Raw genomic sequence first — 24,361 nt, forward strand, 5'->3', positions numbered from 1 at the left:
GGGCGCTCACCGACAGTCACTCACAGCATTCACCCAGGTCACAAAAACCTTGAGGTTTACCGTTTATCGCTATATCCACTCATGTGGAGTGGATAGCCTCGAACACTCCCCCCGACAGAACAGGCAACGAACGACAGAGCGGCACGGAAGGTAAGCGCGGATGTCCACGCCCCGAAAATTGACGCTACTGACGACGATCGCGGCCCCGCTGGTCGTCATCGCGCTGACCCTGCTCACGGTCCTCGGCGCCGTCCCGGTCGTGGGCGCCCTCGGGCTCGCCGCGGCCGTGGCCGTGCTGGCCGCCCAGGCGCTGACCCTCGTCACCCTGCGCAGGACCGACGGGAAGGCCCAGCGTGTCGACAACCGGGTCAAGCGGCAGGAGGCGGAGCTGGCCAAGGTCAGGACGGCCGTCGAACGGCTGGACGGACGGCTCGACGAGATCGTCTCCCTGCTCAGGCAGGAGAGCGGCAGGCACGAGGAGGACCTGCGGGCGATCCTGGTCTCCCTGGGCGAGGACCGGCTGACGGCCGTTCCCCGGCGCAGGGAGATGGAGGAGTTGGTCAGCGAGCTGCTCCCCAAGCTCGCCGCGGCCGAGGCCAGGCCCTGGCGGGCCAGGCCGGAGGGCGCGGCGTGAGTGAGGCCCGAGAGCGCCGGGAGGCGGGTTCCGGTACGGCCGGCCCGTCCCTGGACGGAGAGGACGGCGCGCTCAGGACGGGCGGGGAGGACGGCACGGGACAGGTCGCCGTTCCCCCCGCCCGGAACACCGGAGGGGTTGCGAGGGTCAGGCACAACGACTACGGCTCGCTGACCCCGCCGGAACCCGGCCACTGGGAGCCCCGGCTCGGGGTGAGCGTGGTGATCGCCGCCTACGACTGCCAGGAGTCCCTCGACCGCACGCTCGCCTCCCTGGCCGCCCAGACCTACCCGGCCCATCTCACGGAGGTGGTCGTCGCCGACGACGGCAGTGAACCGCCGTTGCGGATCGACGGCCCCGCCCCGGCCGGAACCCGGATCGTCCGGGTGCCCGAGGGCCGCTGGGGACGCGGCTGGGCGCGCCAGACCGGTGCCGCCTCCGCGACCGGCGACGTCCTGCTCTGGGTGGACGCCGACGTGGTCCTCGACCGGGAGCACGTGGAGGCGCACATGCGCTGGCACCACCTGGCCCCGTACGCGGTCGTGCTCGGCGACATCCGCTTCACCCCCGAGCCGTCCGGGGACGCGCCGGGACCCGAAGAGGTCCTCGCGGCCGTACGGCGGGGGCGTGCCGAGGACCTCTTCCCCGTCTCCGCCCCGCACGCCTGGCGGGCCGAGCGGTTCGCCGAGACCCGGCGGCTGCGGGAGGCCGGTTCCCGGGCCCACCTGCTCCATTCGGGGGCGGCGACCTCGGTCCCGCTGGCGCTGCTGCGCGCCGCGGGAGGGGTGAACACCGCGCTGAACATGGGTGAGGACACCGACCTGGGCTTCCGGCTGGCACAGGCGGGGGCGGTCTTCGTCCCCGACCCGCGCGCCACGGCCTGGCACCTCGGCCCCTCGACGGTCATGACCAGGGAGAAGGAGGTGCACCGGCACAACTGGTCGGTGCTGCCCGACCTCATCCCCGACCTGCGCTGGCTGCGCGCCCACCCGCGCAGGACCTGGCTGGTGCCGTACGTGCGCGTCGTCGTGGACGCGGCCGGGGCCACCTACGAGGAGGTCAGGACGAGTGTGGACGCCGCGCTCGCGGGCACCCTCGCCGACGTCGCCGTCACCGTGACCGGACCGTGGTCGGCCCTGCCACGGGGACGTCGTTCCTCCCTCGACGAGCCGCTGCTCGACCTTCGCCTGGTGCGCAACCTGTACGGCGGCGAGCCGCGCGTCTCCTTCGCCGAGACCGTCCCCGACGCGGCCCCCGCCCCCTTTCTCCTCACCTGCCCCGCCGGATGGGCCCTCGGCCCCGACACCCTCGCCAGGTTGGTCGAACACGCGGAGAGCGAGGGGTACGGCCTGCTGAGCGTGGTGCTCGACGAGCGGGAGAACGGGGTCACCGCTGCCAGGCTCGAACGCACCTCGGCCTTCGCCAGGGCGGCGCTCGTCGCCGGGGACGACCGGGACGACCTGGTGCACGAGATGTTCGGCTCCCTGTGGGTGGGCGGGGAGGAGTTCGGCTTCACCCCCGCGGACCGGTCCCAGCCCGTCGCCGGGGACACCGCCAGGTGGCGGGCGGAGGCGGCCAGGTGGCGGCGCGAGGCCGAACGCCTTGAGGACGAGGTGCGGAGCCTGCGCCGGGAGGCGCAGGAGGCGCGCGAGCGGGCCGAACAGGCCGGGGCCGAACGGCGGCGCGGCCCGATCGGCGAGATCATCGCGACCGTCCGGCACAGGAGGGCGGGCTGATGTCGTTCCTGACCGACCTGCTCGGCGGCCGGGACGCGCGGGGCCTGCTGGTCTGCCACGCCGGGTTCGACACCCTCGAAGACCTGGAGCCGTACCGGGTGACGGACCTCGACGGCGACCTCGGCGGGCTGCCCGGAGCCCAGGACGGCGTGACGGAGGTCCTCGTCGTCGCCAGGACGCCGACCGACGTCCGCAGGGCCGCGGCGCTGCAGTCCCTGCTCCCCTCGGCCTCACGGGTCACGGTCGCCGTCGAGGAGGCCCCGTACTGGTACACCGCGCCGGTGATCTCCCCCGTCCCCGCGCACCGCTGGCGGTCCCTGACCGAACTGCGGGTGCACCGTCCCGCGAAGGACGCCTGGGCGGTCGAGGCGAGGTTCGCCAAGCCCACGCCCGCGGGCCGTACGCTCGCCGCGACCGCCAGGGCGTTCGGCGGGCACGGGATGGACGCGGTCGCGGCCCCGGTGGCCGGGCTGGCGGGCCCCGGAGCCGCCCACTGGCGTCCCGGCGACCCCAACGCCGCCCCCGCCGAGGTGACGGGCCCGGTCCCCGAGCGGTTCGGTGCCGCGGGAGCCGACCTGGTCCTGCGCGTCACCGACGAGGAGCCGCCCTCCTGGGAGGGCGCGGAGACCCCGATCGACCGCCCCGCCGCCGCGCTGATGAGCTGGGAACGGCTCGGCCGTCCGGGAGGGGCGGGCATCCTGCGCAGCGGCCTGGGAGACCTGTCGGAGCCCAGGACCATCCCGCCGGTCGACGACCGTTCGGTCAACCCGACGGGCTTCGTCACCGTACCGTCGCTCGGCATGGCCGACCTGTCCGTCGAGTCGGGCCGCTGGGCGATCACCTGTGAGGGGCGCACGCTCACCGTCCTCGGCGCCTCCGGCTGCGTGACCGACGTGGACGTCACCAGGATCAGGCAGGTCAGAGGGGTGCGCGTGGACTGGCGGCGGGGCCACAGCGGGCCGGTCGCCGCGCTGCGGGTCGTCACCGGGCTCGCCGCGGCCGGGGTTCCGCTGGTCTGCGAGACCGTGCCCCCGTGGGCGGGCGCGCTCGGCCGGGACCTCGCCGAGTTGGTCACCTCCGCCGACGAGACCGCGCTCGCCGACGACCTGACACGTGAGGAGTACAGCGTACGGCTGCGCAGGCGGGCGCTGCGCGTCCACGGCGTACGGGCCCGCTGGGAGCAGCTCGGCGCCCCCGCCGTCCCCGTCCCCCTGGTCTCGGTGCTGCTGGCGACCCGGCGTCCCGAGATGGTGCGCTTCGCGTTCGAGCAGCTGTCCAGGCAGCGCGGCGCCGAGTTCGAGGTGATTCTCGCCCTGCACGGCATCCCCGCCGGACATCCGGACGTGGCGGAGGCGACGGCGTCCTTCGACCGGCCGCTCACCGTGTTCGAGGCGGACCGGGCGAGCGTGTTCGGCACGGTGCTCAACGAGGCCGCGGCCAGGGCGTCAGGGGCGTTCCTGCTGAAGATGGACGACGACGACTGGTACGGCCCCGACTTCGTCTCCGACCTGCTGCTGGCCCACTCCTACTCGGGGGCCGAGGTGGTCGGCATGGTGCCCGAGTTCGTCTACCTCGCCTCGATCGGGGTGACCGTCCACCGGGAACAGGTCACCGAGCAGATCACCAACTTCATCGCGGGAGGGACCATCCTCACCGAGCGTTCGGCCTTCCACGCGGTGGGGGGCTTCCGCCCGCTTCCCGGCACGATCGACGCCCAGTTCCAGCACGCCGTGCAGGGCGCGGGCGGGCGGATCTACCGCACCCAGGGGCTGGGGTACGTGCTGCGGCGCGGCAACGCCGCGGGGCACACCTGGCGTGAGCCCATCGGCACGTTCCTGCGCAGGAACAAACGCCAGTGGCGCGGCTTCCGGCCGAGCGCGCTGATGGAGCTGCCCGTGGAGGCGGGATGACCGCGCGGATCCCCGGCAACGACTACGGGGTGCTGGAGCCGCCCGCGCCCGGCACGTGGCGGCCCCGCATGGCGGTGAGCGTGGTGATCCCCGCCAGGGGCGGGCAGGAAAGACTCGACCTCACCCTGGCCGCCCTGGCCGCCCAGACCTACCCCGCCCACCTGCTTGAGGTGGTCGTCGTGGACGACGGAAGCGTTCCCCCGCTCCGTGTCCCCGGGATCGCCCCGGAACGCACCAGGATCGTCCGCTCCCCCCAGGGCAGGCGGGGCATCGCGAGCGCCATGGAGACCGGTACGGCCGCCGCCGACGGCGAGGTGATCCACAGGATGGACGCCGACATCGTCCCCTACCACGACCACGTCGAGGCGCACATGCGCTGGCACCATCTGGCCGACTACCTGGTGGTGCTCGGGAGGCTGCGCTTCACCGCCGCGGCGGGCCCCCTCCCGGCCCCGGCCCAGGTCAGCGGGGTCGTCGCGGACGGCGGCGCCCACGGCCTCTTCGCGGAGGACCCCGAGCACGGGCACGACTGGATCGACGAGCTCGTCGCGGCCCATCGCGGCCTGCGCGACGCGCCAAGCCCCCTGCTGCACCGCGTCCACGTGGGGGCGACGGTCTCCTCACCCGCCGCCCTGCTGAAGGAGGCCGGCGGCCTGGACACCTCCCTGGTGCTCGGCGAGGACACCGAGCTGGGCTACCGGCTCACCCAGACCGGCGCGGTCTTCGTCCCCGACGCCGAGGCTGTGTGCTGGCACCTGGGCACCACGACGGCGATGCGCAGGCCCGCCGAGGTCAGACGGCACAACGGGCCGTTCATCGCCGACCGCGTGCCGTACCGGCGCAATCTGCGCTCCGACCCGGGCCGCCAGTGGCTGGTGCCGTACGTCGAGGTGGTCGTGGACGCGGCGGACGCCTCCTTCGAGGACGTCAGGGCGAGCGTGGACGGCGCGCTGGCGAGCACCCTGTCCGACGTGAGCGTGGTGCTGACCGGCCCGTGGGCCCTGCTCGACGCGCGTCCGCCCGGTGAGGAGGGCCGGACGCCGCTGGACGACCCGCTGCTCGACCTGAGGCTGGTGCGCGGGCAGTACGCGGGCGACGGCCGGGTGCGCCTGGCCGAGCGCGTCCCCGCGACCTCCTTTCCCGCTCCCTTCAGGCTCACCTGCCCGCCGGGGTGGGTGCCGGGGGCCGAGAGCCTGGCCATGTTGGTCGAGCAGGCCGACGGGGACGACGAGGGACTGCTGCTCGTCGCGCTCGACGAGAACGAGACCGGCGTCGTCACCGCGCGTCTCGAACGGACCTCGGCCGTCGCCAGGGCGCTGCGCGTCGCGGCCGAGGGCGAGTCCCTGGACGACGTGATCGCCGACCTGTACGGCGCGACCTGGCTGGACGCCGAGACCTGGCGGTTCCGGCCCGCCTCACGCGCCTATCCGGCCTGGGCCTCGGCCCGCAACAGGGAGGCCGTGCGCTGGCGCGCGGAGGCGGAGAGACACGGGCGGGAGGCCGAGCGCGCCAGGCAGCGGGTCGCCGCACTCAAGGCCGAGCTGCGTGAACTGCGCGCCCAGGCGGCCAAGGGCGACCGCGCCGCCGCCCGGTGGAAGGAGAAGGCCGAGCAGCGCCGCCTCGAAGCCGTGGCCCTGCGCAGGGAACGGGACCGTTCCCTGCTGCGCCGTGCGGCCCGCAGGCTGCGGGGTCTCGCCGAGGGCGGCCGCTGACCCGCGCCTTCCCCTGCTTTCCCCCGCTTTCCCCTTGACACGCCTGGCTTTCCCCCTGGCATGCCCGGAACGGCGCCATGGTGACGCCACTGCAGACTTGCCATGGCGCCATCGTGGCGTCATAGTGGCGTCATGGACCTGACGCCCTACGTCGATCGCCTGCGCCGCGAGCTCACGGTCGTCGCGGAGACAGGCGGCGAGGAGGTGCGCGCCGCCGCCAGGCAGCTCACCTCCGCCCTTGAGTCGACCACCAGGCTCGTCCTGCTTGAGGCGCTGTCCACCGCCGCCGACGAGATCAGCCGCGACCTCGCCCCCGGCTCCGTCGAGGTACGGCTGCGCAGACGCGACCCCGACTTCGTGGTGACGCCTCCTCCGGCGGCCAGGCCGTTCGAGGAGGGCTTCGAGGCCGGGGCGCCCACCGTCCAGGGCCCCGCCCCCACCTCGCCCGAGGCGGAGGACGGCGGCACGACACGCCTGTCCCTGCGGGTCCCCGAGCACCTCAAGCCGCGCATCGAGGAGGCGGCGGGCAAGGAGGGGCTTTCGGTCAACGCCTGGCTGGTCCGCGCCGTCTCCGCCGCCCTGGAGGCCGGGGCCCGCCCCTCGCCGCCTCCCCGGGTCTCCCAGCGGGGCGAACGGCGCTACACCGGCTGGGTGCGGTAGCCGACCGTCAGGAAGAGAGCGCCATGCCCACCTTCGACACCCCGGAACCGATCTTCGTCGTCATCGACATCGGGGCGGGCCACATCCGGCTCAACGCCGCCGAACGCGCGGACACGGTCGTCGACGTGCAGCCCGCCGACGAGCACGGCGGCGCCGACATCAGGGCCGCCGAGCAGACCCGGGTCGAGTACGACCAGGGCAGGCTCCTGGTCAAGGCCCCCAAGACCAGGATCGGCTCGCTGCTCGGGTGGGACGGCTCGGTCAGGGTCGTCATCGACCTGCCCGAGGGCTCCCGCGTCGACGTCAGCGCCATGGCCGACCTCCACTGCGAGGGGCGGCTCGGCGAGTCCACGCTGCGCACGGTCTCCGGCGACATCTGGCTCGGCCAGACCGGCGAACTGCGGCTGAACACCGCCGACGGCGACATCACGGTGATCCGCTCCGTCGGGCGCACCGAGGTCACCACCTCCAACGGTGAGATCAGGATCGGCGAGATCGACGGCCCCGCGATGGTCAGGACCGCCAACGGCGGCATCACCATCGGCGAGGTCACCGGCGACCTGCGGCTGAACACGGCCTACGGCGACATCACCGTGGGCCGCGCGCTGGCCGGCGTCGACGCCAGGACGGTCTCCGGAGACATCCGCATCGGTGAGGCCGTACGCGGGTCGGTGGTCCTGGAGACCTCCTACGGCAAGCTGAAGGTCGGCATCCGGGAGGGAACCGCCGCCTGGCTCGACCTGAGCACGCCCTACGGCAGCGTGCGCAACACCCTGGAGGCCGTGGACGGCCCCTCCCCCTCTGACGAGACCGTCGAGGTGCGTGCCCGCACCCACTACGGCGACGTCGTGATCCACCGTTCCTGAAGTCCTGAAAGGCGAAACGAGGGACAGAATGCACAATTTCGCGATCTCGGCGTCCGGGCTGCGCGTGTCGTTCGGCGACAGGACCGTCCTGGACGGCGTCGACCTTGAGGTCCCCTCGGGGACGGTCTTCGCGCTGCTCGGCGCCGAGGGCTCGGGCAAGACCACGGTGATCCGGATCCTGTCCGGGGTGACCGGGGCCGACGAAGGCCTGGTGCGGATCACCGGGGAGCACGTGGGCCGCCGCTCCCCCCTGGACGACTCGCTCACCGGTGAGGACAACCTGCTCGCGGTCGCACGGCGGCGCGGGCTCGACCACGCCGAGGCCGCGCGGTGCGCCGCCGACCTGCTCGGCCGCCTCGGTCTCACAGAGGCCTCAGGAATACCGGTCGCCGCCTACTCCGGCGGCATGCGGCACCGGCTCGGCATCGCGACGGCCCTGGTCGGCTCCCCCGAGGTGGTCCTCCTCGACGAGCCGACCGGCGGGCTCGACCCGAGTGGCCGCCGTGCCGTACGGCGGGTCCTGCGCGATCTCGCCGCGGAGGGCGTCACGGTCTTCCTGACGACGCGGCACCCACGGGACGCGGGCGAGCTGGCCGACCGGGTCGCGGTCCTGTCCCAGGGCAGGATCGTCGCCGAGGGGACCCCGCGGGAGCTGGGGCGCCTGGCCTCCTGCGGCCACGCCCACCTGCGTTTCGCCGACGCCGAGGAGCTCGAATGGGCCGTGCGCGTCCTGGGCGGCGTGCCCGGCGACGACGAGGCGTTCACCCTGCGGGTCCCGAACGACGGCAGCGTCGGCTCCCTGCGTGCCCTTCTCGACAGGATCGACCACCAGTTGCTCGCCGTGGACGGGCTCTCGGTCCACGCCCCCGACCCCGACGACGTCTTCCTCACGCTCACCGCCCGCCCCGTGACGGGCTGACAGGCCCACCGTGACGGTCCACAGTACGGTCAGCCGCGGGCGCCGACCGCGTCCCGCAGCGTCATGACGACCGTGCCACGGCGTTCGCGGGCCGCCAGCCACGCCAGGAAGCCGTCCAGAACCTTCGGCGGCACCGAGTAGAGGCCGCAGTCGTCGCAGACCCGGTGGAACACCAGCGGAAGGACGCCGCCACCGGCCCGTTCCGCGTTGAGGACCAGCTGTCTCAGCTGCCGCAGCGAGGTGTCCTCACGGACGGAGCCCGGGGTGCGGATGCCGTACCGGTCCCGGGGGCGCCGGGGTTCGGTCTCCGGGCAGCCGGAGCAGCTCCACTGCCGCAGGCCGCCGACCGTGCGGGCGGCGTCGTAGCCGCATCCCCGCGCGACCTTCTTGGCCTGGGCGTCGACCGCGCCGAAGGGGTAGGCGAGGGTGACGGGACGCAGCCCCCAGGCGAGCAGCCTCCTGCGGTCGTCACAGATCTGCCCGCGCTGCTCGGCACGGGTCAGCTCGTCCAGCCGGACGTGGGTCAGGGTGTGGCCGCCGACCTCGTGCCCCGCCCGGGCCAGCGCGACGACCTGCTTGCGGGTCAGCTTGCCCGCGCGTCCGGCGGTCGCGGAGTTGACGTAGAACGTTCCCCGCATCCCTCTGCGCTCCAGCAGACGCGCCGCAGCCACGTGGGTGGCGTCCCCGTCGTCGAAGGTCAGCGAGACGACGGTCCTGACCTTCCCGGCGGTCTCGGCGGTCTCGGCTCTGGCGGGAAGTGCCCCGGCCAGTACGGCCAGCGCGACCGCCGGCGCGCCCAGCCGGTATGCGATCCTCACGACGGCCCGCCCTCCCCTACGACGCAGGCGCCCTCCCCGTCGCCGGGAAGGGCGCTCTTCGGCCTCGTCAGGAGGCGTCCTCACCCTCGACGCGCATGACGCTCACCACGTCACGGACGATGTCCATCTCCCGCAGGCCCTCGATGGTCGCCGAGAGGGCCGCGTCGCTGGCCCGGTGGGTGACCAGGACGAGCTGTGCGTCGTCGCCGTGCCCCTCCTGCCGGACGGTCTGGATGGAGACGTCCTGCTTGGCGAACATGTCGGCGACCCGGGCGAGGACACCCGGCTTGTCGGCGACGTCCAGGGAGACGTGGTAGCGCGTGACGGTCTCGCCCATCGCGTGCGCGCCCAGGTCGGCGTAGGTGGACTCCTCCGGGCCCCTGGTCCCGGCCAGGCGGTTACGCCCGACGGCCACGAGGTCGCCGAGCACCGCGCTCGCGGTGGGGGCCCCACCGGCGCCCGCGCCGTAGAACATCAGCTGCCCCGCCGAGCGCGCCTCGACGAAGACCGCGTTGTAGGCCTCGCGCACCCCGGCCAGCGGGTGCGTCCTGGGGATCATGGCCGGGTGCACCCGGACGCCGAAGGAACGCCCGTCGTCGGAACGGGAGCAGATCGCCAGCAGCTTGATGACGTAGCCCATGGCCTTGGCGCTGGCCACGTCGGCCGCGGTGATCTCGGTGATGCCCTCGCGGTGCACGTCGGCGGCCGTCACCCGGCTGTGGAAGGCGATCCCGGCCAGGATGGCGGCCTTGGCCGCGGCGTCGAAGCCCTCCACGTCGGCCGTGGGGTCGGCCTCGGCGTAACCGAGCGCCTGGGCCTCCTCAAGCGCGTCGGAGAAGGAGGCGCCCGAGGAGTCCATCTTGTCGAGGATGTAGTTCGTCGTGCCGTTGACAATGCCCAGCACCCGGTGCACGTGGTCACCGGCGAGCGACTCGCGCAACGGCCTGAGCAGCGGGATCGCACCCGCGACGGCCGCCTCGTAGTACAGGTCGGCGTTGTTGGCCTTGGCCGCGGCGTGGATGGTCGCGCCGTCTTCGGCCAGCAGGGCCTTGTTCGCCGAGACGACCGACTTGCCGCTGTTCATCGCGGCCAGGATGAGCGATCTGGCCGGTTCGATGCCGCCGATCACCTCGACCACGATGTCCACGTCGTCACGGGTGACCAGGGCCTCGGCGTCGGTGGTGAACAGCGCGGGGTCCACGTCGGTGTCCCGCCTGCGGCCCATGCGCCGTACGGCGACGCCCGCCACCTCAAGCGGTGCCCCGATACGTGCGGCCAGGTCGTCGGCCTGCTCGTGCATCAGCCGGATCACCTGGGAACCGACGACGCCGCATCCGAGGAGGGCAACTTTCAGAGCCATACGGCCGCACTCCTCTTCTCGTTTCCGGATCGTTTCACGCTTGTCCCCTCAGGAGGTCGTCCTCGGTCTCGCGGCGGACGATCACGCGGGACTCCCCGTCCCTGACCGCGGCGACGGCGGGCTTGGGGAGGTAGTTGTAGTTGTTGGCGAGCGAGCGGCAGTAGGCGCCGGTGCCCGCGACGGCGATCAGGTCTCCGGTGGCCAGGTCTCCCGGCAGCCACAGGTCACGCACGACCATGTCACCGCTCTCGCAGTGCTTGCCGACCAGGCGGGAGAGCATCGGCTCGGCCGTGCTCTCGCGCGAGGCGAGCCGCGCGGTGTACTCCGCCCCGTAGAGCGCGGTGCGGATGTTGTCGCTCATGCCGCCGTCGACGCTGACGTAGGTCCGCAGCCCCTCGACGTCCTTGATCGTGCCGACCTCGTAGAGGGTCACGCCCGCCCGGCCCGCGATGGCGCGCCCCGGCTCGACGGTCAGCTTGGGGACGGGCAGCCCAGCGGCCTGGGCGACCTTGGTCACGATCTCCCGCAGGCCGTCGGCGATCTCCTTGACGTCGGGGGCGACGTCGCCCTCGACGTAGGGGATGCCGTAGCCACCGCCGAGGTCGAGCTCGGGCAGGACGACGCCGTGCTCCTCCTTGATCTGCACCAGGAGCGTGGCCAGGCGGCGCGCGGCCACCTCGAACCCGGCGGTGTCGGTGATCTGGGACCCGATGTGGGAGTGCAGGCCGACCAGTTCGAGCTGGGGCAGGGCGAGGATGCGTCTGGCCGCCTCGGCCGCGGCTCCGCTGCTCAGCGAGAAGCCGAACTTCTGGTCGTCGTGCGCGGTGGCGATGAACTCGTGGGTGTGCGCCTCGACGCCGACGGTCACCCTGATCATGATCTGGGGACGCCTGCCGTGCTTGTCGGCGAGGAAGCCGAGGCGGGCGATCTCCTCGAAGGAGTCGGCCACGATGTGCCCGACGCCGACCTCGACGGCCTTCTCCAGCTCGGCCGGGGACTTGTTGTTGCCGTGCATCGTGATCCGCTCGGGCGGGAAGCCGACGCTCAGCGCGACGGCCAGCTCACCGGCGCTGCACACGTCGAGGCCGAGGCCCTCCTGCATGATCCAGCGGGCGACCTCGCGGCACAGGAACGCCTTGCCCGCGTAGTGGACCTCGCCTCCGGCGAACGCCTCCCGGTAGTCGCGGCAGCGGGAGCGGAAGTCCTCCTCGTCCACCACGTAGAGCGGGCTGCCGTGCCGTGCCACCAGATCCCTGACGTCCGCGCCGCCGATCGTCACCGAACCGTCGACGCGGCCGGCCGTTCGCGGCCAGATCGTGGGGTCGAGCGTGTTCAGGTCGGCGGGTACGTGGGGAGGGCGGTCCTCGGGCAGCACTTCGGCGTGCCGGTCACCGGCGGGATGGGCGAATCGACTCACCCTATCGAGGCTATCGGACCCGGTGATCCCCATGGGACGCGTGCCCACGTATCGAGACGTGATCATCCTAAAAACCGCGTATTTTTCACGGTTTCTAGGGGTATAGGAGGATATTTTTGTGCTCGTGGACGGTTCCGCCGTCAGGACACCTGTCTGGCGGGGGCGACCCAGGTGTCACAGGAGGCCACCGTTCCCTGGCGCTCCCCTCGCTTCATCCATGCGACGGAGTGGGCCCATGAGCCGTGCGTGCGCAGCATCGCCGCCAGTTCCTCGGCCCTCCCGGGCTCCGCCTCCAGTCCGATGTAGGACGTGTACGTCTTCCGCGCGGATTCCAGCTCCTCCGGCAGCACGGTGCGCAGCGTCACCGCGGCCAGGCAGCCGGCCTGCAGTTCGAGGCGGCGAAGAATGTCGTCGTCGACAGGCCGCGTCATCCACCTGTCGGTGATCGCGCCGGTGAACTGCGCGTGGTGGGCGTACTCGTGCGCGAACACGAACCAGGGTGTCGGCTCCCCGTCCGTGATCAACACGTTGACCACGTTCTTCCCGTAGCAGTAGAGCCCGCCCCATTCGAAGGCGAGCGACGCGCAGGCCGCCTCCTCCGGGGTGCGGATCAGGCGTATCTCGGGTTTGACGTAGGTGACCCCGACCTTCGCCAGGGTGTCCGTCCACATGCGGTCGAGGCAGAGCGCCAGGGCCCGCAACGCCGGTTCGGGCTCGGCACCGGTTCTCAGGGACTCCGGCAGGTCGCACCGGGCGTCCACGGGGCCGAGTCCCCGGTAGGACTTGTGGGAGACCTTCAGCCACGCGGGCTGGGTCGGTGTCGCCGTGGGTGTCGCCGTAGGTGTCGTGGCCACGGCCGCCGCCCGTGCGGTCTCGTCCGGTCTTTCCAGGTTGGTAATGATGTAGACGGCACCGGCGACGATCACCAGGACGATGAGGACCACCGGCACCCACCCGACGATGCCCCGGCGCCGTAATCCGGTTCCCACCCGTCCCCCTTATGGTCTTCCTGAACTACCGGATTTATCACAATCTGTCGGGAACTGTCTCACCAACTGCGGCCAACGCCTCGGTCAGCACCTCTCGTACGGCCTGCGCCAGCCGTACCCGGGCCGTGTGCAGCGCCGTGGGCTCCTCATCCCCGGCGGGCAACGCCGGGGCGTGCTCGAAGGCGTCGTGGTAGGCCAGGGCGAGCTGCTCGGCGTAGGCGGCCCAGCCGGGGTCACGGCTGCCGCGCCTGCCGTACAGCTCGGCGAGCAACCTGAGCACCGCCCTGTCCTGCCGCCCGTCCAGCAGCTCGGGCAGGAACGGACCCCCGACCCCCAGCTCGTCCGCCCAGCGCTGTACGGCCGCCGCCCTGACGCAGGCGTATCTGACCGTGAACCCCGGGTTCCGCCATGTCCTGGGGAAGTCGGGCCACGGCGACCCCGTTCCCAGGGAGGGAGCCACCGTCCCGGCGGCCCCGATCTCGGTCAGCAGTTCCCCGGGGACCGTGACCACGATCTCCAGGAAGCCGCCGGGCCGTACCCGGACCTCGGCGACCCCCGGCAGGGCCCGCACCCGCGCCGCCAGCTCCTCGGGCTCCTCCCGCCCTCGAAGCGCAGCCGCCGAGACGTACAGCGCCTCCTTCTCCCACGTCCCACGCGGGACCGGCGGCGTACCGAGGACCTCGTCCAGCTGACCCGGCGTCATGCACGGCAGCCTAGTAAGGCCGTGACTCGCGGGGCCGCGCGGTGGCGTGTGGACTCCCGTGCCGACGTCCGTCTCCCGGCCTGAGGCCGTGACGCGAAGGCACCGGGGAACGCGACCACCGCGGATTCGGTGACGGCCATGCGTGACCGGCGCCGCCTGTGACAGCGACCCGCATCACCAGGGGATCTCCTCTTTTTCGATGAGATGCCGTACACCGCGTCGCGTCCACGGCCCGCGAAACCAGGTTGAAAAAGCTCATCGTCGTCCGCACCCTGGAGCAGGACGCCCCGCGAGACACACAGGAAATGCGACAGGAGTCCAGATGAACCGGCTTCCTTATATGGCGATCCTGGTTTTCGAGGTCATCGTGAAGGACGGCCGCACTCCTTCTGAGTACACCGAGGACTTCGTCGTCCTGTACGAGGAGTCGGACGAGAAGGCCCACGCGGCCGCCGAGGCGATGGGCCGCGAGGAGGAGACGTCGTACAGGAACCAGTACGGAGAGACCGTGGAATGGAAATTCCTCGGAACCGCGGACGTTCGGGCCGCCCTGTATGACGATCTGTCCTCGGAGACAAGTCTTTACACAAGAGGCTTCAGTGATATCTCACGTTACAGAGATCTCTTCTCCGTTTCTTTGCCGGACGACGGAAAAGAGGACCGGCGTCCTGGTTGAAATTCGCACGGTGACCGAAACGCAGAGCGCCGCCCGCTCCCATGCCCCCGGGCACGGGCGGCGCCCCGAGCTGACCAACCGTCACGCCCGGCAGCCTAAGGCCCCGAACGGCTCACGGCCGGACGACCACCCGGCGGAACGGCAGGACCAGCAGGAGCGCGGTCGCGACCAGGGCGCCGCTGACCCAGACGGGGCCCGTTCCTGCGGAGCCGGTTGCCAGGGTGGCCGCGGCGAGGGCCGGACCGGCGACGGCTCCGACGTTGAGGGCGGCGGTGGCGTAGGACCCCGCCATGGTGGGTGCCCCCGGAGCCTCGTGGAGCACACGTGCGATCAGCGTGCTCCCGAGGCCGAAGGAGAGCGCCCCCTGGACGAGGGCCAGGACCAGCAGGGCGGCCGGATGGACGGCGGTGAGTCCGAGGACGACCCAGCCGCAGAGCAGCGACGGCCCGGCGACCGCGACGACCAGGCCGGGCCTCCGGTCGGACAGCCTCCCGGCGACGGTGACGCCGATGAAGGAACCAAGGCCGAACAGCACCAGCACGACGGGGACCCACAGCGGGCCGAGCCCGGCGACACCGGTGACGATCGGGGCCAGGAAGGTGAAGGTGCCGAAGGTCGCGGCGTTGACCAGCGCGCCCAGCGACAGGACCAGCACCAGCCTGGGGCGCCGCAGCTCGGCGAGCTCTCGGCGCAGGTCGGGAACCGGTCCGTCGGGCCGCGCCGTACCCGGGGGGACGCCGAGCACCACACCGAGCGCCGAGGGCACGCACAGCGCCGCGACCACCCAGAAGGTGGCGCGCCAGCCGAGCAGCGTCCCCAGCAGGGCGCCTCCCGGAACCCCGGCCACGGTGGCGATCGTGACGCCGCCCAGCAGGACGGCCAGGGCCCGGCCCCTCCGGTCGGCGGGCACCATCCCGGTGGCCGTGGTGAGCGCGACCGCCAGGAAGCCCGCGTTGGCGAGCGCCGCGAGGAACCGGGTGACGAACAGGACCGTGAAATCGCCGGTGAGGGCGCCGGCGACGTGCGTGACCAGGAACAGGCCGAGGAGGCCCAGCAGGCCGGCCCGCCGTGGCCGGCGGCGCGCGAGTCCCGCCGTGAGCGGGGCGCCCACCACCATCCCGGCGGCGAAGGCCGGGGTGAGCAGCCCCGCCCTCGCGACCGGGACACCGAGGTCGGCGGCGATGTCCGGCAGCAGACCGGCGAGCATGAATTCGGACGTGCCCATGGCGAAGATCGCCATGGAGAGCAGGTAGACGGGCAGAGGCATCGAGAGACCCCGGGGTGATGAGAGATCGGATGGGACGTCTCGTCACCGCGGTCAGCGGCCCGGCCGCTCCTGTCGCCGCCGCCGTACGGCGGGACAGGGTCTTGAGTGGTTCAGGGGGCTGACGGGTGACCGAAAGCCCCCGTCCTGGATGCCTCAGGGCTCGACATGAAAGGCACGATACCCGAGCACACCGGTTCCATCCCCGCGAGAACCCGTCGGGTGCTCAACGACGTGTCGCCACCGAAGCCCCGTCGCCGTCAACCTGTACGGCGGCCACGGGGCGTGTCGAGCACCATGGACGGGTCGCCGAAGTCTGCAACGATCTTGAGCTGTACGTCACCCCAAGCGCGCCCGACGACTCAGAGTATTCGAACAGCCACGATCCCCTCTCGGGACGACGCCAGGCCGTACGGTTCAGGCCAGGGCGTGGGGCTCCGGGGGGCCGTAGTCGACGAGCTGGGCGGAGCCGAGGAGCCAGCGGTCACGGTCACGCATGCGGACGTAGCCGAAGCGGTCGGCGGAGAAGACCTTCACCCCGTCCGTACGGCACTGCCGCATCAGCACCTCGTCCCACCCCTCGGAGACGTCGGCGAACCCGATCCCGCGCAGTACGGCCCGGCGGGCCAGCAGGGTGGCTCCCGCGACCTCGGGCAGGTAGGAGTACTCGGCGGACGGCTGGCGCAACACCGTCGCGGCGACGTCACGCAGGTGGGCGTAGTAGGCGGCCTTGCCGACGATGTCGGCGGTGGTGAACAGGAAGGCGCGGGCCAGGTCGGTCAGGTAGTGCTCGCCGTACACGTCCTGGGCGTCCATGACCGCGACCAGGTCGCCCTGGCACAGGTCGAGGGCCCGGTTCAGCATGGTGCCCGTGGTCAGCTCGGGGTCGCCGGGACGGACCACGACCTCGACCCCGGTGGGCATGGCGTCGCGGGCCCGCTTCAGGGCGTCCTCGGCGTCGGAGAGCAGGACGAGCTGGATGACGCCCTTCTGCGGCACGACCTGGGCGAGGGTGTGGTCGAGGTCGCCCCTGTCGATCATGATCACCGAGATGTTCAGGGTGGCGCGCGCGCTGGGCAGGCCGACCACGCCGAGCAGGTCGTCCACCTTCTGGCTCATCGTGCCCGAGGCGTAGGCCTGGCGCAGCGCCGCGTGCGCCCTGCGGGCCTCGGCGCCGGTGTCGGGTGTGGCGCCGAGCGGGAGGGGCTCGGCGGGCTGCGCGGGCGCCGCCAAGGGCGAGGCGGCGATCGGCGTGCCGCAGGCGGCCAGCTCGGCCATCCGCCACGGGTCGGTGCCCGGCGGGCAGTCGACGGCCTTCGGCCAGCGGTAGGAGGTGAGCACGTCGGGATAGGACAGGTGTGCCGGGAGCAGCTCCTCCAGGGTCAGCACCCGGTCGAAGCGGTCTCCGGCCAGCGGCAGCGGGTTGTGCACGCGGGGCTGCACGGCGAAGGGCAGCAGCCCGAGTGAGGGGGTGCGACGGCCCGGTTCCGGCTCGCAGGAGGCCAGGGCCGCCCCCCATTCGCCCACGCTCCTGGGCAGCGCGGTGACGATGTGCTCGAACAGCGAGGCGGCGGCGGAGAAGGCGGCCACCTCGCCTCCGGTGTGCCAGAAGACGGTGCGGATGCCCCGTTCGGCGCACCAGGCCAGCAGCGCGCGCAGCCCCTCACCGGCCCCCGCGAGCTCCTCGGCCCAGGGGCCGGTGGTGACCGACTCGACCAGCAGCAGGTGCGGCACCTCTGCGGCCAGCACCCTGGCGAAGTCGCGCGGGGTGAAGCCGGTGCTCTGGCGCCACTCGTAGCGCAGCAGCGCCTCGGCGTGCGGCTCGGCCACGACGGCGACGGTCAGGTGCGGTCGGGTGTTCGGGCCCGTCGGCACGCGGAAGGGCTTGAGCTTGACCGAGGCGCCGCCGACCGTCCTGGTCGAGGTGGTCGCCTGGAAGGAGGCGCCGGGGACCGGCTTGCCGGTGGCCCGCTGCGGGATCGGCTGCCGTTTGGGCGCCGCGGGGCGCTTGGCGGGTTTCGCGGCTCCGCGCAGCCCGCGGGCCAGCCGTACCGGGTTGCTCTTGCCGGTCCTGATCGCGTCGCCGAGCCTGGACCAGCGGGCCACCTGCACCGAGGACAGCTTCCACTTGGCCACCTCGGCCTGGTAGCGCTGCTCGGCAAGGTCCTTGCGGAGCTTCTCCTCGGCCGCCTGGACCTTCTGGAGCCGTTCCTCGGCCTCCTCCAGCCGCTCCTGGAGACCTCGCAGCTCGGCCGTCGCGTCCTGTGCCTCGGCCAGCCTGGCCTCCGCCGCGGCGAGCAGCCTGGCCAGCTCAGCGGCCCGCTCTCCTTGGGCCATGGCCTCCCGCAACGCCAGCCGGGTGCTTTCCAATTGCTCGTCCGCCACGCCGTCCTCCGTTTTCTGAGCCGGGCAAAGGATACCCTTTGCTCAATCGCGACACAGAGGAGTCAGCACGGTGCAGTGGCCGACGTTCAATGTGAGGCCGTACGTCTGCGGCGGCATCGGTCACCTCGACGAGGCCGCCCTTGAGACGCTGCGGAGCGCGGGACCGCGGGTCAGGCCCGCTCTGCGGACGCCGGAGGCCGCGCTGTTCAGCTCGGCGCCGCTGCCGCCGTACCGGCGGGACGAGCGGACGTGGGCCTTCGCCTGGGGCGAGCGCAGACCGGTCGGGGCGGGGTCGTGGATCTCCGTGGCCGAGGAGTTCGAGACGCCCGGGCTGATGGACGACGGCGAGCGGATCGTCCTGCACGCGGGCGGGCTCGGGCTGGTCGACGTCTACTACGTCATGCGCGGGGACGCGGTCTACTTCTCCTCGCTGCTCGAACCGCTGCTGTCGCTGGCGCGCACGCCGTACGAGGTGAACTGGGACGCCTGGGCCTCGATCATCAAGCTGACCTTCCCGCTGCGGGACGACACCCCCTACACCGAGGTCAGGCGGCTGGCCGGGGCCGGCGCGCTGGTCTTCGAGCGGGCCACGGGGCGGATCTCGACCCGCAGGGAGCTGCCCAGGTGGCTGCGGGAGGAGCCGCTGGACGCCGGGCACACGGCCGGGGAGATCCTGGAGATCCTGCACGACGTCTACAAGGAGTTCGACGGGCGGCCCCTGCTGGTGCCGGTCAGCGGCGGCTACGACTCGCGGCTGCTGTGCTCGGTGGCGGTGACCAGGGGCGCCGACGTCGAGTCGTGGACGACCAGCCCGGACGACGGCACCGACACCGACATCCCCTTCGCCCAGGCGATCACCCGTGAGCTGGGCGTGCCGCACCGGGTGATCGAGCAGGACCCCGCCGCCTACCCCGGTGACGCGCTGGCGGTCGCGCGGCGCCTTGAGTTCCTCACCCCGCACCACGCCTGGTACTCCCCCTTCGCCAGGGAGGTGCACCGGGCGGGGCGCACCCTGGTCGACGGGCTCGCCGGAGGCCCGCTGCTGAAGAACTTCATGGTCAGCGGGGCCGCCCTGGAGGCCTCCTCGCAGGCCGAGCGCAAGGCCGCGCTGCTCGGTTCGCTGGCGCTGGGCACCCCGTCGGTGCCGTTCCTGGCCGAGGAGGCCGCGGACTGGATCGCCTCCTCGGTCGGGGCCGCGTTCACCCAGGCGACCTCGATGCTGAACGGCCACCGGGCGGAGCTGCCGCTGTCCGTCCTGCACACCAGGACGGCGCGGGGCATCGCCCGTTCCCCGGTCAACCTGGTCGGCCCCGAGGTCTCCTTCGTGGCGCCGTTCATGCACCCGGCCTTCTTCGACGCCGCGCTCTCGGTCGGCGTGGCCCGCAAGGCCCGGGGCGCCTTCTACCGGGAGCTGCTGCACGCGGCCAACCCCCGGGTCGCCGCCCTGCCCTCGACCAACGTGGTCAAGCAGCCGCTGCGCCGGGTGCCGCTGCGTTCGGCCGCCGCCCCCGCCAGGGAGTACGGCCACCGCATGCTGGGCCGGGTCGCGGAGCTGGTGCCCACGCTGCTATCGGAGCAGTTGCACGCCGTGGTCGCCGAGGGGCCGGACGCCCTGGCCCGGTTCAACGGGTGGAACGACCGGTTCTGGGTGCGGAGCCTGGTGCTGTTCGGAGCGTGGCTGGGCGACTACGAGAACCGGCTGACCGAACTCACCCCGCCCTGGTCTTGATCCCCTTTATGTAGATTTTACGGCTTCTTGTGTTTTTAAGGTAAAAATTCATGCCTTTTGATGGCATATCCAGGCGAGGGGATCGTCCGACCTTTACATGACTCTCGGTGAGCGTCCGAATCCACCACCGGATCGGGGTGCGGGAGGGGACGGAAGCCGGTTTTCACCCTCGGAAACCCGGCGCGCAAGGGCATGCGGCACCTCCGGCGGGGCCGTACCGAGCGCGAGTCGTCCACCGAGGTCAGGGCCCTGATCATCGCGTTCTTCACACCGAAGGACACTGGGTGAGCGGACGATTACGCGCCGACGACGCTAAGTTGACGGGATTCCGTGTCCCCTCGGGGAGAGGTACCTCTTTGGGAGGGCTTCGCAGCACTCACACGGCTGGTAGTCTTCGGCCCAGAAAGCGCCACAACGGATGGCACCGAACCACGAATTCGGTCCGCCGGGGGCATGGAGCACGTGGGGATGACGGCTCCTCCCAGCGCAGTCATCAAACATCATGAGCCGGACACTCCGGTGACTTCGTCCTGCCCTTTCTCACTGTGAGCGAGAACACGATGAATGCATCCCCCTGCCCGGATTCCGTGCCCGAGGATTTCGTCTCGGCCGATCCGCAGTGGTACAAGCGAGCGGTCTTCTACGAGGTGCTCGTCCGTGGGTTCAAGGACTCCAACGGCGACGGCACCGGGGACCTGCGTGGCTTGATCGAGAAACTGGACTACCTCCAGTGGCTCGGCGTGGACTGTTTGTGGCTGCTGCCTCTCTACGAGTCGCCGCTGCGCGACGGGGGCTATGACATCTCCGACTACATGAAGATCCTTCCGGACTTCGGGGACCTCGGAGACTTCATCCAGCTCATCGAGGAGGCGCACCGGCGCGGGCTGCGCATCATCACCGACCTGGTGATGAACCACACCAGTGACAAGCACCCCTGGTTCCAGGCCTCACGCCACGACCCGGAGGGACCCTACGGGGACTTCTACGTCTGGGCCGACGAGCCGACCGGCTACCCCGACGCGCCGATCATCTTCATCGGCGCCGAGGAGTCCAACTGGACCTACGACCCGGTCCGCAAGCAGTACTACTGGCACCGGTTCTTCCACCACCAGCCCGACCTGAACTACGACAACCCCGCGGTTCAGGAGGCCATGCTGGAGGTGCTGCGCTTCTGGCTCGACCTGGGCATCGACGGCTTCCGGCTGGACGCGGTGCCGTACCTGTTCGAGCGTGAGGGCACCACCTGTTCCGGGCTGCCGGAAACCCACGCCTACCTGAAGAAGGTCCGCGCCGAGGTCGACCGGCTCTTCCCCGACCGGGTGCTGCTGGCCGAGGCCAACGGCTGGCCGGAGGACGTCGTCGAGTACTTCGGCGACCCCTCGGTCGGCGGCGACGAGTGCCACATGGCCTTCCACTTCCCGCTCATGCCGCGCATCTTCATGGCCGTACGGCGCGGCAGCCGCGAGCCGATCTCCGAGATCATGTCCAGGACCCCGAAGCTCCCCGACACCGCGCAGTGGGGCATCTTCCTGCGCAACCACGACGAGCTCACCCTGGAGACGGTCACCGAGGAGGAGCGCGACTACATGCACGCCGAGTACGCCAAGGACCCGCGGATGCGGGCCTACCTCGGCATCCGGCGCCGCCTGGCCCCGCTCCTGGAGAACCACAGGGACCAGATCGAGCTGTTCACCGCGCTGCTGCTGTCGCTGCCCGGCTCCCCCGTCATGTACTACGGCGACGAGATCGGCATGGGCGACAACATCTGGCTTGAGGACCGTGACGCGGTCCGCACCCCGATGCAGTGGAGCCCCGACCGCAACGCGGGGTTCTCGACCGCCGACCCGGGACGGCTCTACCTGCCCGCCGTCATGGACCCGATCTACGGCTACCAGGCGGTCAACGTCGAGGCGCAGCAGAACAACCCCGCCTCCCTGCTGCACTTCACCAAGCGGATGCTGGAGATCCGCCGTAACCACCCGGTCTTCGGCACCGGCGTCTACAACGAGCTGTGGTCCAGCAACCCCGCGGTGCTGTCCTACGTTCGCGAGGACGGTGACGACGTCATGCTGTGCGTCAACAACCTGTCGAAGTACCCCCAGCCGGTCGAGCTTGATCTGCGTCGTTTCGAGGGCATGACGCCGGTCGAGGCCAGGGGCGGCGTGCCGTTCCCCGTCGTCGGGGAGCTCCCCTACCTGCTGACCCTGCCGGGCCACGGGTTCTACTGGTTCTCCCTGCAGGGGTGACCCCGCGTACCGACGCCCGCCGTCCGGTGATCCCGGGCGGCGGGCGTCGGCGTGTCAGCGGGCCGTGACGGGCACCCGGGCGCGGGCCGCTCTTCTCGCGGGGATCAGCGCGACGAGCAGCGCCGCCCCGATCGCGGCCAGCACCGCCAGGACCAGGGTGAGCGCGGAGGGCGTACGGCCGATGCCCGCCCCGACGCCGCTGCTGTGCCCCTGAAGGTCGATCAGGCCGCCGACGACCGAGACCCCGGCGGCGGTTCCCGTGACGACGCCCAGCACGACGAGCAGGCCGGTTCCGGTGACCAGGGTCGCGGCGACCTGCCTCGGGGTCAGGCCCATCGCCTTGAGGACCGCCAGGTCGAACGCGTGGTCGCGCAGGCCCAGGGCGCTGGCGGTCAGCAGGTTGGCCAGGCCGAGCAGCGCGAGCACGGCGATCAGCGCCACGATCACCCCGCGGATGACCGAGAGCCGCTCGGCGGGGTTGACCACCCGCCGCGCCTCCAGCGCCTCGCCCGAGGCCGCGAGCAGCCGTGCCCTGACCGTCGCCGGGTCGGCCCCTTCCCTCAGCACCAGGCTGTGGAACTGCGGTGGCACGGCGTCCTTCGCCGCCAGGCTGTCCAGCCCCAGGGAGAGCACCTCGCCGTCCTGCTCGGGCTCGATCACCCGGCCGACGATGTGCACGATCAGCGGGGTGCCGCCGACGGTCATCCTGACGCGGTCGCCGATGCGCACCCCCATCAGGTCGAGCAGCCCCTGCCCGGCCACGGCCTCGCCCCTGGCGGTGAACATCCGCCCCTCGACCACGGAGAAGGGGTACGGCTGCGCCGAGGTGCCGACGGCACGCACGAGCACGCTCCTGGTCTGCTCGGGTTCGAGGGCGGCGACCTCGCTGCCCGGATAGACGGCCGCGACGTCCGGGTCGGCCCTGGCCAGCCTGGCCACGTCCTCGGCCGGCAGCCGGTCCGAGCGGACGGTGAGGGCCGCGGCCTGGCCGACCCGCTCCGGGTGGCTCAGGAAGTCGTCCAGGGTGGCCCAGCAGCCGAGCCCGACCACGATCATCATCATCGGGACCGCGAGGCCGAAGATGCTCAGGAACGCGGGCGCCCGCCTGCTGAAGGCGTCCCGGGTGCCGAGCACCAGGGCGGGCGGCAGCCGTACGAGGAGGGCGAGTCTGGCCATGCGCGACAGGTGGCCCCGCAGCGGCGCGGCCGGGGCGGCGGGGATGGGCGCGGTACGGCCGCCGCGCCAGGCGGGCAGGGCCACCGCGACGAGGACGACCACGGCGGTGCCCGCGGTGATGGCCAGCAGCGGCATCGGGGAGAGCGGCAGGATCGGCACGCCCCGCAGCGCGAAGGAGGAGGCGAGCTGCCCGCAGACGAGCCCGGCGGCGATGCCGATCATGCCGAGGGCGCCGTGCTCGGCCATGAGCAGGCCGAAGATCTGGCCCCTGGTGTAGCCGAGGGACTTGAGGGTGGCCAGGTCGCGGATCTGGCCGAGCACCCGGCCGCCGGCGGCGTTGGCGATGGCCAGGGCGGCGGCGACCATGCCGACGCCGCCGAACAGCGCCAGCAGCAGGCCGAGCAGCCGGTTGTCCAGCTCCATCGAGGCGCGCACCTCGCGCCAGGTGGACATGCGCTGGATCTGCCCGCCCAGCAAGGTGACCGCGCCGTGCACGACCGGCAGGGTGTCCTCGCCGTCGGCGAGCCTGAGCCCGGTGACCATCTCGCTGCGGCCGGGCGCGGGCTCGATCTTGACGAGGGTCGTGCCGAGGGTCCAGGCGAGGCCGGGCGTCGTCTCCGGGTAGAAGCCCTGGTCGGCCGTGTCCGCCAGGCCGACCACGTTCAGCGGGTGCAGCGCGCCGTTGAGGGCCGTCACGGTGAACGAGGAGCCGACCCGCAGGCCGAGCGCCTCGGCGAAGGACCGTTCGACGACCACCCCGTCGTCGTCCCCCTGGCGTAGCCATCGTCCGGCGCGGACCAGCGGCACGGCCACGTCCGGCGGCCTGGCCTCCATCCCGCGCAGCGTGACCGGCGTCCGCCTGCCGTTCATGGTGAGCATCACCGGCGCCGCCCGGTACGGCCCGGCGACCCTGACCACCCCCTGGAGGCGTGCCAGCGCCGCCACCTGGGGGGCGTCCCTGGTGTGGATCCACACGTGGGCGCCCTTGGACTCGGTGAACAGGCCCCGCCAGGGGTTGGTCCCGTCCTCAAGGAGGGTCGCCGCGGTGATCAGGGCGGTGACGATCCCGGCGACGGCGAGCACGGTCAGCAGCGCCTGCCCCCGTCGTGCCCTCAGGTCGGCCCCGACCCATCTGGCCGAGGCCCGCAGGGTGCTCACGTG

The 24,361-nt window shown here is 72.1% G+C and carries 18 protein-coding genes; 10 read left to right on the top strand and 8 right to left on the bottom strand.

Annotation, left to right across the window (positions count from 1 at the left end):
• Positions 1 to 160 precede the first annotated feature (160 nt).
• The 7 genes from ABT340_RS06630 to ABT340_RS06660 all read left to right on the top strand — a co-directional run bounded on the left by ABT340_RS06630 (position 161) and on the right by ABT340_RS06660 (position 8,437).
• On the top strand, positions 161 to 634 hold the full coding sequence (locus ABT340_RS06630; RefSeq protein WP_352009675.1) for a hypothetical protein: 474 nt from the start codon (positions 161 to 163) through the stop codon (positions 632 to 634).
• Positions 631 to 2,370, top strand: a complete 1,740-nt coding sequence (locus ABT340_RS06635) for a glycosyltransferase family 2 protein (protein WP_352009676.1) — start codon at positions 631 to 633, stop codon at positions 2,368 to 2,370. Before ABT340_RS06630 ends, ABT340_RS06635 begins: the two co-directional genes overlap by 4 nt.
• On the top strand, positions 2,370 to 4,280 hold the full coding sequence (locus tag ABT340_RS06640; RefSeq protein ID WP_352009677.1) for a glycosyltransferase: 1,911 nt from the start codon (positions 2,370 to 2,372) through the stop codon (positions 4,278 to 4,280). Before ABT340_RS06635 ends, ABT340_RS06640 begins: the two co-directional genes overlap by 1 nt.
• The gene (locus tag ABT340_RS06645) at positions 4,277 to 5,992 is read left to right on the top strand and encodes a glycosyltransferase family 2 protein (protein WP_352009678.1); all 1,716 of its coding nucleotides are present in this window, start codon (positions 4,277 to 4,279) and stop codon (positions 5,990 to 5,992) included. The genes ABT340_RS06640 and ABT340_RS06645 overlap by 4 nt, the downstream gene beginning before the upstream one ends.
• Positions 5,993 to 6,124: 132 nt before the next feature.
• Positions 6,125 to 6,652: a toxin-antitoxin system HicB family antitoxin gene (locus ABT340_RS06650; RefSeq protein WP_352009679.1), complete on the top strand. Its 528-nt coding sequence runs from the start codon at positions 6,125 to 6,127 to the stop codon at positions 6,650 to 6,652.
• A gap of 23 nt (positions 6,653 to 6,675) precedes the next feature.
• Positions 6,676 to 7,518 carry a DUF4097 family beta strand repeat-containing protein gene (locus ABT340_RS06655; protein ID WP_352009680.1) on the top strand — a complete coding sequence of 281 codons (843 nt, stop codon included), beginning with the start codon at positions 6,676 to 6,678 and terminating at the stop codon, positions 7,516 to 7,518.
• Positions 7,519 to 7,546: 28 nt separating this feature from the next.
• Entirely contained in the window at positions 7,547 to 8,437 is an 891-nt protein-coding gene (locus ABT340_RS06660; protein WP_352009681.1) for an ABC transporter ATP-binding protein, read from the top strand.
• Between the two features lie 29 nt (positions 8,438 to 8,466).
• Here the strand turns inward: ABT340_RS06660 and ABT340_RS06665 are convergent, their stop codons facing one another.
• The 5 genes from ABT340_RS06665 to ABT340_RS06685 form a co-directional block, all read right to left on the bottom strand.
• A complete protein-coding gene (locus tag ABT340_RS06665) occupies positions 8,467 to 9,255 on the bottom strand; it encodes a polysaccharide deacetylase family protein (RefSeq protein ID WP_352009682.1) in 789 nt (262 codons plus the stop codon).
• A gap of 67 nt (positions 9,256 to 9,322) precedes the next feature.
• The gene (locus tag ABT340_RS06670; protein WP_352009683.1) at positions 9,323 to 10,615 is read right to left on the bottom strand and encodes a homoserine dehydrogenase; all 1,293 of its coding nucleotides are present in this window, start codon (positions 10,613 to 10,615) and stop codon (positions 9,323 to 9,325) included.
• A gap of 34 nt (positions 10,616 to 10,649) precedes the next feature.
• On the bottom strand, positions 10,650 to 12,032 hold the full coding sequence (gene lysA, locus ABT340_RS06675; RefSeq protein ID WP_352009684.1) for a diaminopimelate decarboxylase: 1,383 nt from the start codon (positions 12,030 to 12,032) through the stop codon (positions 10,650 to 10,652).
• Between the two features lie 140 nt (positions 12,033 to 12,172).
• The gene (locus ABT340_RS06680; protein ID WP_352009685.1) at positions 12,173 to 13,021 is read right to left on the bottom strand and encodes a neutral zinc metallopeptidase; all 849 of its coding nucleotides are present in this window, start codon (positions 13,019 to 13,021) and stop codon (positions 12,173 to 12,175) included.
• Between the two features lie 37 nt (positions 13,022 to 13,058).
• A complete protein-coding gene (locus ABT340_RS06685) occupies positions 13,059 to 13,724 on the bottom strand; it encodes a DALR anticodon-binding domain-containing protein (protein ID WP_352009686.1) in 666 nt (221 codons plus the stop codon).
• A 322-nt stretch (positions 13,725 to 14,046) separates the two neighbouring features.
• On the opposite strand from ABT340_RS06685, the gene ABT340_RS06690 reads away from it, so the two are divergent.
• Positions 14,047 to 14,400: a DUF4288 domain-containing protein gene (locus ABT340_RS06690; protein ID WP_352009687.1), complete on the top strand. Its 354-nt coding sequence runs from the start codon at positions 14,047 to 14,049 to the stop codon at positions 14,398 to 14,400.
• A gap of 112 nt (positions 14,401 to 14,512) precedes the next feature.
• Here the strand turns inward: ABT340_RS06690 and ABT340_RS06695 are convergent, their stop codons facing one another.
• Entirely contained in the window at positions 14,513 to 15,667 is a 1,155-nt protein-coding gene (locus ABT340_RS06695) for a Cmx/CmrA family chloramphenicol efflux MFS transporter (protein WP_352009688.1), read from the bottom strand.
• Between the two features lie 414 nt (positions 15,668 to 16,081).
• On the bottom strand, positions 16,082 to 18,049 hold the full coding sequence (locus ABT340_RS06700; protein ID WP_352009689.1) for a glycosyltransferase: 1,968 nt from the start codon (positions 18,047 to 18,049) through the stop codon (positions 16,082 to 16,084).
• A gap of 70 nt (positions 18,050 to 18,119) precedes the next feature.
• Between ABT340_RS06700 and ABT340_RS06705 the strand changes: the two genes are divergently transcribed.
• A complete protein-coding gene (locus tag ABT340_RS06705; protein ID WP_352009690.1) occupies positions 18,120 to 19,778 on the top strand; it encodes an asparagine synthetase B family protein in 1,659 nt (552 codons plus the stop codon).
• A gap of 560 nt (positions 19,779 to 20,338) precedes the next feature.
• Complete coding sequence (gene treS / locus ABT340_RS06710) at positions 20,339 to 22,024, top strand: maltose alpha-D-glucosyltransferase (RefSeq protein WP_352009691.1); 1,686 nt, start codon at positions 20,339 to 20,341, stop codon at positions 22,022 to 22,024.
• Positions 22,025 to 22,078: 54 nt separating this feature from the next.
• Here treS and ABT340_RS06715 read toward each other — a convergent pair whose 3' ends face one another.
• Positions 22,079 to 24,358: an FtsX-like permease family protein gene (locus ABT340_RS06715; protein ID WP_352009692.1), complete on the bottom strand. Its 2,280-nt coding sequence runs from the start codon at positions 24,356 to 24,358 to the stop codon at positions 22,079 to 22,081.
• Between the last annotated feature and the right edge of the window lie 3 nt (positions 24,359 to 24,361).

The sequence above is a fragment of the Streptosporangium sp. NPDC000239 genome (assembly GCF_040300765.1).
Taxonomy (GTDB): Bacteria; Actinomycetota; Actinomycetes; order Streptosporangiales; family Streptosporangiaceae; genus Streptosporangium.

What these genes read in the sequence shown, in the direction of transcription:
- ABT340_RS06630 (WP_352009675.1), top strand. Translation starts at nt 161, where the DNA reads ATGTCCACGCCCCGAAAATTGACGCTACTGACGACGATCGCGGCCCCG.
- ABT340_RS06640 (WP_352009677.1), top strand. Translation starts at nt 2,370, where the DNA reads ATGTCGTTCCTGACCGACCTGCTCGGCGGCCGGGACGCGCGGGGCCTG.
- ABT340_RS06645 (WP_352009678.1), top strand. Translation starts at nt 4,277, where the DNA reads ATGACCGCGCGGATCCCCGGCAACGACTACGGGGTGCTGGAGCCGCCC.
- ABT340_RS06650 (WP_352009679.1), top strand. Translation starts at nt 6,125, where the DNA reads ATGGACCTGACGCCCTACGTCGATCGCCTGCGCCGCGAGCTCACGGTC.
- ABT340_RS06655 (WP_352009680.1), top strand. Translation starts at nt 6,676, where the DNA reads ATGCCCACCTTCGACACCCCGGAACCGATCTTCGTCGTCATCGACATC.
- ABT340_RS06660 (WP_352009681.1), top strand. Translation starts at nt 7,547, where the DNA reads ATGCACAATTTCGCGATCTCGGCGTCCGGGCTGCGCGTGTCGTTCGGC.
- ABT340_RS06670 (WP_352009683.1), bottom strand. Translation starts at nt 10,615, where the DNA reads ATGGCTCTGAAAGTTGCCCTCCTCGGATGCGGCGTCGTCGGTTCCCAG.
- ABT340_RS06685 (WP_352009686.1), bottom strand. Translation starts at nt 13,724, where the DNA reads ATGACGCCGGGTCAGCTGGACGAGGTCCTCGGTACGCCGCCGGTCCCG.
- ABT340_RS06690 (WP_352009687.1), top strand. Translation starts at nt 14,047, where the DNA reads ATGAACCGGCTTCCTTATATGGCGATCCTGGTTTTCGAGGTCATCGTG.
- ABT340_RS06695 (WP_352009688.1), bottom strand. Translation starts at nt 15,667, where the DNA reads ATGCCTCTGCCCGTCTACCTGCTCTCCATGGCGATCTTCGCCATGGGC.
- treS (WP_352009691.1), top strand. Translation starts at nt 20,339, where the DNA reads ATGAATGCATCCCCCTGCCCGGATTCCGTGCCCGAGGATTTCGTCTCG.